Source organism: Campylobacter sp. US50a (assembly GCF_004379015.1).
In the GTDB taxonomy this organism is placed as follows: domain Bacteria; phylum Campylobacterota; class Campylobacteria; order Campylobacterales; family Campylobacteraceae; genus Campylobacter_D; species Campylobacter_D jejuni.
Window position 1 is genome coordinate 119,127 of sequence record NZ_RYYJ01000005.1, and the last position, 12,990, is coordinate 132,116.

Here is a 12,990-nt window from a genome sequence, read left to right on the forward strand (position 1 = left end):
AAAATGGAAAAATTTATAAAACAATTTAGCTTTATTGCACTAGAAAATATTTTTAGAGAATTGCCAAATAAAATCACACATTCTTTTAATGATATCAATGATATTAAACCGCCAAAACTTATGTATCCTATATTTTATGGTTCTTATGATTGGCATTCTAGCGTGCATTCTCACTGGCTTTTGGTGAAAATTTTAAAAGATTTTTCTCATTTTGCCCCAAAGGATGAAATCATCAAAGCCTTAGATTCTCAATTTAGCAAAGAAAAAGCAGAAGGAGAGCTTAAGTATCTTCAAAACCCTGCGCACAAAGGTTTTGAAAGACCTTATGGATGGGGATGGTTTTTAAAACTGGCTTTGGAGATAAATTTACTTGCTAAAGAAAATGACAAAGCTAAAATTTGGGCTAAAAATTTAGAAGGCATAGCTGATTTTTTTGTTAAAGAATTTAAGGAGTTTTTGCCTAAGATGGATTATCCTATACGAGTTGGAACCCATTTTAATAGCTCTTTTGCTTTGTATTTTGCTTTAGAGTATGCAAGATTTAAAAAAGATCAAGAATTAGAGTATTACATCATCCAAAGTGCTAAAAAGTGGTTTTTAAATGATAAAAATATGCAAGCTTTAGAGCCTTGTGGAGATGAGTTTTTATCTCCTGTTTTGATGGAAGCGGTGCTTTTAAGTGCTGTTTTACCTAAAAATGATTTTGTAAAATTTTTTAAAGTATATTTGCCAAATTTAGAAGCAAAAGAGCCTGCAACTTTATTTACCCCTGTGAGTGTGAGTGATAGGAGCGATGGTAAAATAGCACATCTAGATGGGCTAAATTTAAGTCGTGCTTGGTGTTTTAAAATACTTTCAAATTTTTGCGATGAAAATTTAAAAATTCTTTTAAGAAATAATGCTACAGAGCATTTTGATAAAGCCATAGCTCATATAGAAGATGATTATCTTGGGTCGCATTGGCTAGGAAGCTTTGCTTTGCTTGCTATGGATGTGGATATTTTATAAAAAATTTCATAAGATGAGTAAATTTGTTACTAAATAGATATTTTTTAAATTTTAGATTTTGTTTTTATGCTTTGAAAAATATATTTTTTGATATCATAAGCCCTATAATATTTTAAAGGATGATAATGGTTTTTTTAATCATCTCTAGTATTATAGTAGCCATCATTTTAGGTTATATTACTAGACATAATGTTGGAATTTTTGCTATGATTTTTGCTTATATTATAGGAGCCTTTTTTATGGATTTAGCTCCTAAAAAAATCATAGCTTTTTGGCCTATTTCTATATTTTTTGTTATTTTTGCTGTTTCATTGTTTTATAATTTTGCAACCGTAAATGGAACTCTTGAAAAATTAGCTGGACATTTGATGTATCGTTTTGCTAATCATCCTTATTTGCTTCCTTTTGTTATTTTTGTGGTTAGTGCTATTATAGCTGCTTTAGGAGCAGGTTTTTATACGGTTTTAGCTTTTATGGCACCCCTTACTTTTTTACTTTGCGATAAAATCGGTTTAAGCAAAATTGCTGGAGCTATGGCTATAAACTATGGTGCTTTAGGAGGAGCAAATTTTATGACTTCTCAAAGTGGGATTATTTTTCGAGGATTGATGCAAAATTCAGGTATTGAAGCAAATGAAGCTTTTATAAATTCTAGTATTATTTTTGCTTTTACTATAATTTTGCCTATTGTGGTATTATCTTTTTTTGTGTTTAATGCTTTTAAAAATAAGATGCAAACCAGTGTTATTTCAAAACCTGATCCATTTGATTATAAACAAAAAACTACTTTAATTCTCATGTTTATGATGATTATTGTTGTTTTAATCTTTCCTGTGCTAAATATTATTTTTCCACATAATGAGACAATTAGTTATTTTAATAAAAAAATAGATATAGCTATGATAGCCATGATTTTTGTTGCCATTGCTTTATTTTTAAAATTAGCCGATGAGAAACAAGTTGTTGCTTTAATTCCTTGGGGAACCTTGATAATGATTTGTGGAGTAGGGATGTTAATTAGCATAGCAGTTGAAGCAGGGGCTATAAAATTATTTTCAGATCTTGTAGAAAATGAGATCAATGTGATTTTTATTCCGTTAATAATGTGTGCTATTGCAGCTTTTATGTCGCTTTTTTCAAGTACTTTGGGTGTGGTTACTCCAGCGCTTTTTCCTATAGTTCCAAGCATTGCTGCAAGCAGTGGATTAAGCGAGGCATTGCTTTTTTCTTGTATTGTTGTAGGGGCTCAAGCTTCCGCTATTTCTCCTTTTTCTTCTGGAGGAAGTTTAATTTTAGGATCTTGTCCTGATAAATATAAGGAAAAATTATTTAAAGATTTACTTATTAAAGCTGTGCCAATAGGATTTATGGCGGCGATTTTAGCTACTGTTATAATGAGTTTTATTTTATAAGGATAATTTAATGAAGATTGATACTCATGCACATATATTTTTGAAAAAGTTAAATACAGTTGCAAATGCAAGATATAAGCCTGATTATGACGCTAGTTTTAAAGATTATAAAGCAAATTTAGATCATTATGGTTTTGATAAAGGGGTTTTAGTTCAGCCAAGTTTTTTAGGTGTTGATAATGAATTTTTGCTTCAGAGTATCGAAAAAGATGAAAATATAAAAGCTATAGTTGTGGTTGATGAAGGTATTAAATTTGATGAGCTTCAAAAACTAAAAGAAAGAAAAGCTTGTGGAGTTAGATTAAATTTAATTGGCAAAGAATTGCCAAATTTTAAAAGTACGGTTTGGACTCAATTTTTTGAAAATTTAAGTAAGCTTAAAATGCAAATAGAAATTCAAAGAGATTTGGATAATAATCTTGTTGATATTGTTAAAAATTTAATTCCTTATGGTTGTAATATTGTTATTGATCATTTAGCAAGAGCTAATGCAAACTTAACAAATTTAGAGGATTTAATTTACCTAAAAAATTCTAGAATATTTTTTAAAATTAGCGGTTTTTATAGAGCAAAAATAGACTATGCTAATAATGAACAAGCTATAAAATTTGCAAAGAAAATATATGAAATTTTAAAAGAACATTTTCCACTTAGCAATTTTGTTTTTGGAAGTGATTGGCCGCATACAAATTTTGAAGCAAATATTAATTTTTCATCGGCTCTAGCAGCTTTTAATGAAGTTGTCGTATCTAAAAAAGAACAAGAGCAAATTTTAGGGGATAATGCTTGTGTTTTATTTGACTTTTAAGCTTTTCGTTTTATCCTAAAGATGTATTTTGCAATGCGTTCAAAATGTACTCTTAGATAAGGTTTATAAATTACAAAACCACCCAAAAGTCCTAAAATGCTTCCTATTACGACATCAACTAAACGAGCGAGTATTAATGTATTTGCATTTTCACTCATAAAATTAGCTGCTTCCGAAAGATAAGTGGCATAAGGAGTAAAGAAAATCATAGCTAAAGCATAGTTTCGATTGACTAAAAATTGTCCTATAAAAAACAAAGACATCATAAGTAAAACAAGCTCTATATTGTGAAATTGTTTAGATAAAAGCCACCATGCAAAACATACTCCTAAGGCCGTTCCTATGATGCGTTGAATTTGTTTAATCCATATAGAATTTAAAGTTACACCTTGCATAATAGCTGTGCAAGAAATGGCTATCCAATAACTTCTTTCAAGTTCTAAAAAAATTCCTATAAATATAGAAAAAGCCACAAAAGAACCCATGATCAAAGAATCCACAAAAACTGCATCAAAACCTATGTATTCTCTAGGTGGAATTTCGCTAGGTAAAGCATTTTTAAATCCATAAATCACAACGATAGAATATAACAAAGCCATTAAATTAGCTACCATTGCCCCAAGAAAAACAAGACCCACTAAAAAGATAAAATCCTTAGCTTCAAAAGGAGAATAAGCTCCTAAAATACAAGAAAATACAAAGAAAAAATATCCAGGTGCACCAATGTTATAATATCTAATTAAAATAGAACTTCCCATGGCCACAAGTCCTATAGGGATGAAGGCAAAAATTGCAGGTAAAAAATGGGTTAAAATTCCTAAGAAAAAACTAGAAACTATGCCAAAAGAACAGCACATCACAACAGCCATTCTATGATATAAAGGAGTGTTTGGAACATATAAAAAAGATAAAGCTCCTATCATGGCAATGAGTCCATAGTTTAATTTTCCAAAAAACACACTAAACCCTAAAACTATACCCACACCTAAAGCCGCAAAAAAAGGCATTTGCCAAACTTGTTCACTTGAATTTAGTTTAGCAATTTCTTTAAAGTGTTGCTTTAGCATTTCTATTTTATTCACTCTCGAATTTGTCCTTCTCCATTAATTATATATTTATAAGTGCAAATATCTTCAACCCCCATAGGACCTCTTACATGCAATTTGCTAGTTGAAATTCCAACTTCTCCACCAAAGCCAAATTCTCCTCCATCGCTAAAACGCGTTGAAGCATTAGCATAAATACAAGATGAGTTTATAAGGCGTTGAAATTTAGCGATATTTGAAGCATCATTTGAGATAATGGTTTCAGAATGCAAGGAGCTGTGTTTATTGATATGCTCTATAGCTTCATCGCAATCTTTTACTAATTTTACACTTAAAGCAAAATCAAGCCATTCTGTATCAAAGGTATTTTCATCTGCTTTAAAAACTTCTAAATTTGAGTTGTTAAAATAAGCCAAAGCGTTTTCATGGGCGTGAATTTTTACCTTAAATTTTTCAAATTCAGGGATTAAAAGACTTATAAAATTTTTAGCAATTTTTTCATGGATTAAAAGCGTTTCCAAAGCGTTACAAACACTTACTCTTTGACACTTTGCATTAAGGATTATTTTTAAAGCCATATCTAAGTTAGCACTTTGATCTACAAAAGCATGGCACAAGCCTTTATCTTGCCTTATGAGAGGAATTTTAGTATTGTTTGCAATTTCTTGTATCATGTTTGAACTTCCGCGAGGTATGATCACATCGATTAAATCATCAAAAGCTAGAATTTGCAAGATCTCATCTCTTTGAGTAAACATAGCAAAACAATCTTGCAAATCAAATTCCTTAAGTACTTTATTAACAAGAGTAAATATAGCCTCATTTGTAAATTTTGCTTCACTTCCACCTTTAAATACACAAGCATTAGAACTTTTTATCATTAAAGCTGCAATTTCAGCGCTAAGACTAGGCCTTGCTTCGTAAATAACACAAATAAGTCCTAAAGGAATGCTTATTTTTTGTATGCTCAAACCCGCATAATTTTTCCAGCCTTTAGAAATTTTGCCTATAGGATCTTCGATATAAGCGATTTTTTCTAGGCCTTCACAAAGAGCTAAAATACGTTTTTCATCTAATAAAAGCCTATCTTTCATTGCTCCGCTTTTTGTGAAATTTGCCATATCTTTTTTATTTGCTTCTAGGATAATTTTGAAATTTTCTCTTAAAATTTGAGCTAATTTTAGAATAATTTTTTCTTTATCTTTGGGTGTTAAGTTAAGTAGTTTTTGAGAATTTTTCTTAATATTTTCAAGCAAATTTCGCATTTTTAATCCTTTATTTACAAAAAACTTGATAAATTATACAAAAAAATTTAGAATTGAAAGGTAAATATAAATGAAAAAAATAGATTTAATCGTAGTAGGTGCAGGTCCAACGGGCATAGGCTGTGCGGTTGAAGCCAAGCTTAAAAACAAAGAAGTTTTGATACTAGAAAAATCAAATAACATTTGTCAAACTTTAATGCAATTTTATAAGGATGGCAAAAGAGTAGATAAAGCTTATAAGGGATGTGAAGGAACCAATCACGGACATGTTCCTTTTGAAGATGGCACCAAAGAAAGCACTATAGAAACTTTTCAAAACGCTTTAAAAGAGCACAATATAGAAGTTGAATTTGGTTCTGAAGTTGAGAGTGTTAAAAATGAAAATGGAGTTTTTTTAGTAAGCACAGCTAAAGGTGTTTATGAGTGTAAAAACATTATTGTTGCTATAGGTAGAATGGGTAAACCTAATAAACCTGATTACAAACTTCCTATGACTTTAACAAAAATCATTAATTTTAATGCCAATTCAGTTTTAGCAAATGAAAAAATTCTTGTTGTAGGTGGTGGAAATTCAGCAGCAGAATACGCTGTGGATTTGGCTAATTCAAATCAAGTTAGCCTTTGTTATCGTAAAAAAGAATTCACAAGATTAAATGATATAAATCTTAAAGATATTCACGAAGCTGGAAATTCGGGTAAGGTAGAGTTAAAACTAGGAATTGACATTAATGAAGTAGAAGATGATAATGGCAAAGCTAAAGTAAATTTTACCGATGGTACAAGCGATATTTATGATAGAATTATTTATGCTATTGGTGGTTCTACTCCACTTGATTTTTTACAAAAATGCGGGATTAATGTTGATGATAAAGGCGTGCCTTTAATGGATGAAAATAAACAAAGCAATGTTAAAGGCATCTTTGTAGCAGGAGATATTGCTACTAAAAATGGAGCAAGTATAGTTACAGGGTTAAATGACGCTGTGAAAATTCTTTCTGTGCTTTAAAATTTAGCCTTTGGGCTAAATTTGACTTATTAATAAGTAAATTTTATAATTCTTATTATTTTAATTTAAATCTATGAAAATGCAAAATAAAACTAATACAAAAACAACAATAAGAACTTATCGTTTAAATTTCTATATTTTAGGACTTCAAGCACTCTACTAGCGTCTTTAAAAATATTTTATTTTAATATTTTTAAAGGATTTGTATGTCAAATATTTTTAGCACTTTAAGCCCTTTTAGGCTTTTTATAAAATGTGCCGTGCCAAATGTCATAAGCATGGCCTTTATTTCTTTTTATTATATAGTTGATGGAATTTTTGTTGGAAAATATCTAGGAAGTGATGCTTTAGCGGCACTAGCCTTGATTATTCCCTTTATTATGATGTCTTTTGCTTTGGCTGATATGATAGCTATAGGTTCAGCAGTGCAAATTTCTATGCATTTGGGTTTAGGCAAGAAGAATTTAGCTAGAAAGATATTTAGTTCTAGTATATTGATTATTTTTCTAATCTCTTGTTTTATTGGAATTTTGGAGTATTTTTTAGGACCTGTTTTGATTGATTGTCTAAATGTTAGCGATGAGATTAAAACCATGGCTAAAGAATGTATGTTTGTTTTTGCTTTATTTGCACCTTTTACCATGCTTTCTTTTGCCTTGGATAATTATTTAAGAATTTGTGGAAAAACAACCTATAGTATGATTATGAACATAATCATAGCTTTAAGTAATATTGTATTTGATTATCTTTTTATAGTTGTATTTGGTTGGGGTTTGTTTTCGGTAGCCCTTGCAACTTGTTTAGGAATTGTTTTAAGTGGTATTTTTGGAATTATTCCTTTTTTATTTCAAAATTTAGAGCTTAAATTTTCAAGTTTATATATAAATTTGAGAATTTTTAAAAATATTCTTTATAATGGAAGTAGCGAGTTTTTTGGCAATGTTTCGGGTTCTTTATATAGTATTTTTGCAAATTTTGTTTTGTTAAAAATTTCTACCACTCAAGCTGTGGCAGCTTTTTCTATTATTTTATATATTGATAGTTTTATTATAATGCTCATTATTGCTATGGGGGATGCGATGCAACCTGCACTTAGTTATAATTATGCTAAAAAAGATTTTTTAAGGATTAAAGCTATTATAAAAGTGGTATTTTTTGCAGGGGGAATTTTATCTTTATTTTCTATAGTATTTATATTGATATTTGGAGAAAATTTAATAGCACTTTTTGCAAAAGAAAATGATCAAGAATTTAAAACTTTTGCTTATACAGCTTTGATGCTTTTTGCTTTTAATTATATTTTTGCATGGTTTAATGTCCTAAGCGGTTCTTTTTTGACAGCTTTTAATAAAGCAAGTTTTTCTTTGGTTTTAAGCTTAATGCAAAATTTATTCATGCCTTTATTTTTTCTTTTGCTTTTATCTTATTTTATAGGTTTAAATGGAGTATGGTTAAGTCCATTTTTTGCTGAATTTTGTGTTTTGATTTTAGCTTGGATTTTTCTTAAAAGGATTTTTAAAGATCTATCTTTATAGTGGATAGATCTTTTTTAAATTTTATCAAAGGAGCTTTTTTTATAATTTTTTAGAATTTATATCCTATTCCAGTTAAAACAACTTGATAGGTTTCATCATAAAATCCTATATCGCTATTTCTTTTTTCTATGCCATAATTTGCAAAACCATAAAGTCCGTTATAGCCCAAAAATTGATTTTTAACAACTTTTAGATTAAGCTTAACTATATTACCGTCTTGTTTTTTGTGGAAGATAGGATCTGTTCCTACTGCTTCATATTTGCTAAGACTTAAATTTGGGGTGAAGATATAGTCATTAGCAAAAGCTAAATTTGCTCCCATGCTTAAACCATATCTTGAGTAACTTTGAGCTTTTCCATCTGCATCATTATAATCATAGCTTAGTCCTAAATTTAACAAACTATAATTGTAATTTAATTCAAACTCGTGATAATACCCCTCTCTTTTTAAAGAGTTGTACTCAACTGCGTCTTTATCATATTTGTTTTTGCTAAATAAATATGAAGCTGTAAATTTTCCTAAATCACTTTCGTAAAGTTGAGAGATTTTAAAACCATATCTATCAACATCAGTTTCCTCTCTATTGCCTATTTGATAAGGATTTGCATAAGCTTTTTCTCTTAAAGAAGAAATTACAGAAAAAGAAGTACTAAAACGCTCTAAATAGGCTTTTTCATAACCTAAAGCTATACCGCTGATATCTCTTCCATTGTAGTTTTTGATAAAAACTCTATCATTGCCTATAAGGTTGCCATAGTAAAGTTCTACACCGATAAAAGGAATAAAAGAAGAGTCCGAATTATCAGCATCATAACCACCTAAGTAATCACTATCCGCTAAAGTTGAAATATTGCTTTTAATATCTCTTGCACCTACACCTATGCTTAAATTTCCACTAAAACCTTCTTGAAAATCTACAGCCATAGCTGACTGGGCTAAGATGGAAGCTAAAATACATGAAAATAAATGTTTTTTCAAGTGTTCTCCTAATAAAATAAATGTTGTGATTATAATTGTAACTAATATTACTTTAAATATTTATAAAAAATTAAAGTTTATAATTTTAAGTTTTTTTAGATAAAATTTTTAAAACTATTTATATTTATAAGGAAATTTAGTGCAACAAGAGTATTATGACTTGGATTTAGAGCGAGCTATTTTAAGCAGTTGCATCATGAGTGAAGAAGCTTACGCTAGTATAGCAGGCGATATCAGTCCAAAAGATTTTAGTCTTAAAGCTCATGAAGATATTTTTAAAGCAATTATAGCTTGTAGCAACAACAAAGAGCCTATTTCTATAAGTTTTTTAAAAAAACATAAAAAAATAGATGAAGAGATTTTAGCAGAAATTCTTGCCACTCCTTCTATGATAGATTTGCCTGCTTATGTAAATGAACTTCGCGAAAAGTCCATCAAAAGACAACTTTTGAGTTTTGCACATCTTTTACCAGCTCGTATTAATGAAAATCGTGCTGTAAGTGAAATCGCAGATGAAATTGGTAAAGAAATTTTTAGCATTACAAATCGTGTAAATTTTAGAGATATTAAAGATGTTAATATAATAATATCAGAACTTTTTGAAGAATTTAAAAAGCAAAAAACTTTAGAAAATAAAAATATCATAGGCCTTGATACAGGTTTTGAGGGTTTAAATAAAATGACAAAAGGTTTTAAAGGAGGTGAGCTTATAATAATCGCTGCGCGCCCAGGTATGGGAAAAACAACCCTTTGTTTAAATTTCATTGATAAAGTTTTAAGACAAAATAAAGGTGTGGCTTTGTTTTCTCTTGAAATGCCCGCAACTCAAATCATGCAAAGAATGCTTTCTTCAAAAACTTCTATCCCTTTACAAAGAATTTTAACCGCAGATTTAAACGATGATGAATGGGAGCGTTTAGGAGATGCTTGTAATGATTATAGTCAAAAGAAATTATATATTTACGATAGTGGTTATGCAACTATTGCTGATGTAAGGGCTATTTTAAGGCGTTTAAAATCTCAAGATGAAAGTATAGGACTTTGTGTGATTGACTATATAGGGCTTATGATGAGTAATTCAAATTTTAATGATAGGCATTTGCAAGTGAGTGAAATTTCAAGAGGACTTAAGCTTTTGGCTAGGGAGCTTGATATGCCTATTATTGCACTTTCACAACTTAATCGTGGCTTAGAGCAAAGGGCAAATAAGCGTCCTTTGATGAGTGATTTGCGAGAAAGTGGAGCTATAGAGCAAGATGCAGATGCTATTTTATTTGTATATCGCGATGAGGTTTATAGGGAGCAAGAAGAAAAAGAAAGAGAGAATAAAGCTAAAGCTGAAGGCAAAGCTTATCAAAGGCTTTTTATACCAAATCCTATGCAAGAAAATGCTGAAATTATTGTTGGAAAAAATAGAAATGGACCGGTCGGAACTATAGAGGTTATATTTTTAAAAGAAAAATCTTGTTTTGTAGATAAACCTATAGGCTATGAAGCTACTGAATTTACAGGCTAGCTTTAATTAATATAAATTAATTAAAAATATCTCACAAATAATTTTAATATTTAATCAAATTTACTCTCATTAAATCAATTTTTTTATAAAATAAAATTTTAAATTCAAACCATATAGTTTTATAATAATAAGTATTTAATAATATTTTAAGTATAACTATTTTAATATTCTGTCGTTTTATTTTGTATTTTATATTATTTTTAAAAAATATAATATATAGAACAAATTATAAAGGGAGGAAATTCTTATGAAAAATATCACATTAACTAAAACACCTATAGAAGAGGTTAAAGAACCCTGTTTAAATTCTAAAAAGATAGTTTTATCTTTAGCTACTATTTCTTTTTTGGCAAGTTGTGCTAATGCTAAATTAAATTCTGAAATAAAAACTTATGATGAAATAAATAAAAATGTTAAAGCTAGACCAGTAGCAAGTGTTTATACTCCTCAAGCTAGAGTTAATACGACTATAAATCAATCTTTAAGTAATACTCAAACTGTAAGTGGCGCTGATAATACTCTCGTTATAGGAAGTAGTGGGACCATACAAGTTTCTAACAGTCAAGCAGTAAATTTCACTAAAGATTCTTCAACAACTACCTTTTTAAACCAAGGAACTCTTATAGGTGGAAGCAATGCTGCTAGCGTTCAACTAGGAGCAAATAAAAATAACGGTGTTACCATAGAAACATTTGATAATCAAGGTATCATAGGCAATGGTTCTTCTAAATTTGGTATAACAGTTTGGGGAAATTCTGATAATAAATCTACTATTAATAATTTTAATAATAGTGGAACTATTCACTCTGATGCTGGCGAAAGTATTTATTTTAGTAATGTTAATATATCAAGTTTTGCTAATAGTGGAACTATTAAAAGTAATAATGGTAAAGGTGTTAACATAGCTAGTGAAGTTAGTATAGAAAATTTTGCTAATAGTGGAACTATCACAAGCAATTCAATTGCCATTGATGTTGCAAACAATTCCAATATAAATTATTTTACAAATAGTGGTTTTATTAGTGCAGGCAAGGGAGTTAATATAGGTCAAGGTAGTATGACAAATTTTACCAATGCTAGCGGTGGAACTATACAAGGCATAGAGGCAGGTGTGCTTATTAACACAAAAATAGATACTTTTACCAATAATGGTTTTATTAATTCAATTGGAAAAAGTGCACAATGGAGCAATGGAGTTTGGGTAAGTGGAAACACCAATGTAAAAACTTTTGTTAATAATGGAATTATGCAAGGAGATACCGGAGCTATAAGATCATCAGGTGGAACTATAGAAAATTTTATTAACAATGGCATCATGAATAGTGGCTATACTACTATGTTTATTCAAAATAGTATTATAAAAACTCTTGAAAATAAAGGTACCATAAATACCACTCAAGATATATCGTGGGGTGCTGCCATAAAATTAGAAGAGGGTGGCACCATAGAAAATATCATCAACACAGGAACTATAAATTCAATTACTTCTGGTATATATGTATCCTATGGTAGATTTGAAACTCTTACTATAAAAGATGGAGGTATAGTTTATGGTAAAACAGCTGGAATAAGAGTGGGTCAATGGCAAAGTTTAGGGGATTTATACATAGATGGAACAAGCTCAAAAAAAGATGGCACAGTGAGCGGAATTTATAGCGATAATTTTGGAATTTCATTAGATGAAAGTTCTAAAACTCAAAAAATAGAACTTACAAATGGTGGTGTTATTAAAGGTAATATTAGTGGTATAAGATTAGATAGTGGAGCTTCTTTAAGTGGAGAAATGATTTTATCTGGTGAAGGCTCTAGAGTAGAAGGTGGAAGTGATGCTGGTATTTTTAATTTTGGTGGAAAAATAGAAGGCTCTATAAAAGTAGAAGATGGAGCTACTGTAACTTCTTCTTCAGGCCAAGCCATATCTAATGTTGGCTCAGGAAGCATAACAGGTGGTATTACAGTTAGTGGGGAAAACACTAAACTTGAAGGAAATATAATCAATACAGGTAATGCTTCTATAGGTAGTGATATCAAGATAGAAGGTGGAGCTAAGGTAGAAGGTGGTCTTGTTAATCAAGGCAATGGAAGTATCTCAGGAAGTGTTCAAGTAAGTGGTGGTAGTAGTATTGATTCCATTACCAATGAGGGTAATGGAGCTATTTCTGGTTCAATTACTGTAGATAAAGATAGTAAACTTGATTCTATCACTAACACCTCTACTTCTGATACAGGTATAAGTGGTTCTATCACTAACAATAGTAACAATAAACTTGAAATTTCTAATGGAGAAGGTGCTACTATAGGTGGAGGTATTACAAATAATGGCAATGCTGATTTAGTTATTTCCAACCAAGGCTCAGTAGGTAAAGATGAAAATGGTAATACAGTAACTAACAATGGTAGTGGTAGTGTTGGAAT

General features: G+C 29.9%; 9 protein-coding genes and 1 pseudogene. 7 read left to right on the forward strand and 3 right to left on the reverse strand.

Annotation, left to right across the window (positions count from 1 at the left end):
• Positions 1-3: 3 nt before the first annotated feature.
• The 3 genes from ELQ11_RS04905 (at position 4) to ELQ11_RS04915 (ending at position 3,228) form a co-directional block, all read left to right on the forward strand.
• The gene (locus tag ELQ11_RS04905) at positions 4-1,008 is read left to right on the forward strand and encodes a DUF2891 domain-containing protein (RefSeq protein ID WP_072223797.1); all 1,005 of its coding nucleotides are present in this window, start codon (positions 4-6) and stop codon (positions 1,006-1,008) included.
• A 119-nt stretch (positions 1,009-1,127) separates the two neighbouring features.
• Positions 1,128-2,420 (forward strand): SLC13 family permease, encoded by a 1,293-nt coding sequence (locus ELQ11_RS04910; RefSeq protein WP_072223798.1) that lies wholly within the window; start codon positions 1,128-1,130, stop codon positions 2,418-2,420.
• Between the two features lie 10 nt (positions 2,421-2,430).
• A complete protein-coding gene (locus tag ELQ11_RS04915) occupies positions 2,431-3,228 on the forward strand; it encodes an amidohydrolase (protein WP_074487243.1) in 798 nt (265 codons plus the stop codon).
• Here ELQ11_RS04915 and ELQ11_RS04920 read toward each other — a convergent pair.
• Together ELQ11_RS04920 and ELQ11_RS04925 are read right to left on the reverse strand one after the other, a co-directional pair.
• The gene (locus tag ELQ11_RS04920) at positions 3,225-4,310 is read right to left on the reverse strand and encodes an FUSC family protein (RefSeq protein ID WP_002861275.1); all 1,086 of its coding nucleotides are present in this window, start codon (positions 4,308-4,310) and stop codon (positions 3,225-3,227) included. The genes ELQ11_RS04915 and ELQ11_RS04920 overlap by 4 nt on opposite strands.
• On the reverse strand, positions 4,307-5,539 hold the full coding sequence (locus tag ELQ11_RS04925) for a glutamate-5-semialdehyde dehydrogenase (RefSeq protein ID WP_126222672.1): 1,233 nt from the start codon (positions 5,537-5,539) through the stop codon (positions 4,307-4,309). Before ELQ11_RS04925 ends, ELQ11_RS04920 begins: the two co-directional genes overlap by 4 nt.
• Before the next feature lie 70 nt (positions 5,540-5,609).
• Here ELQ11_RS04925 and ELQ11_RS04930 point away from each other — a divergent pair, with 70 nt between their 5' ends.
• Positions 5,610-6,545, forward strand: a complete 936-nt coding sequence (locus tag ELQ11_RS04930; RefSeq protein ID WP_002866437.1) for an NAD(P)-binding domain-containing protein — start codon at positions 5,610-5,612, stop codon at positions 6,543-6,545.
• A gap of 206 nt (positions 6,546-6,751) precedes the next feature.
• Complete coding sequence (locus ELQ11_RS04935) at positions 6,752-8,080, forward strand: MATE family efflux transporter (protein ID WP_002870932.1); 1,329 nt, start codon at positions 6,752-6,754, stop codon at positions 8,078-8,080.
• A gap of 49 nt (positions 8,081-8,129) precedes the next feature.
• Here the strand turns inward: ELQ11_RS04935 and ELQ11_RS04940 are convergent, their stop codons facing one another.
• Positions 8,130-9,059, reverse strand: a complete 930-nt coding sequence (locus ELQ11_RS04940) for a DUF2860 family protein (protein ID WP_126231054.1) — start codon at positions 9,057-9,059, stop codon at positions 8,130-8,132.
• Between the two features lie 139 nt (positions 9,060-9,198).
• Here ELQ11_RS04940 and ELQ11_RS04945 point away from each other — a divergent pair, with 139 nt between their 5' ends.
• The gene (locus tag ELQ11_RS04945) at positions 9,199-10,575 is read left to right on the forward strand and encodes a replicative DNA helicase (protein ID WP_002861281.1); all 1,377 of its coding nucleotides are present in this window, start codon (positions 9,199-9,201) and stop codon (positions 10,573-10,575) included.
• A 247-nt stretch (positions 10,576-10,822) separates the two neighbouring features.
• Positions 10,823-12,990, forward strand: a pseudogene (locus tag ELQ11_RS10295) (hypothetical protein); the annotation flags it as partial.

Excerpts from the sequence above, each read along its gene's own strand:
- ELQ11_RS04915 (WP_074487243.1), top strand. The coding sequence starts at position 2,431 with ATGAAGATTGATACTCATGCACATATATTTTTGAAAAAGTTAAATACA.
- ELQ11_RS04905 (WP_072223797.1), top strand. The coding sequence starts at position 4 with ATGGAAAAATTTATAAAACAATTTAGCTTTATTGCACTAGAAAATATT.
- ELQ11_RS04925 (WP_126222672.1), bottom strand. The coding sequence starts at position 5,539 with ATGCGAAATTTGCTTGAAAATATTAAGAAAAATTCTCAAAAACTACTT.
- ELQ11_RS04930 (WP_002866437.1), top strand. The coding sequence starts at position 5,610 with ATGAAAAAAATAGATTTAATCGTAGTAGGTGCAGGTCCAACGGGCATA.
- ELQ11_RS04935 (WP_002870932.1), top strand. The coding sequence starts at position 6,752 with ATGTCAAATATTTTTAGCACTTTAAGCCCTTTTAGGCTTTTTATAAAA.
- ELQ11_RS04910 (WP_072223798.1), top strand. The coding sequence starts at position 1,128 with ATGATAATGGTTTTTTTAATCATCTCTAGTATTATAGTAGCCATCATT.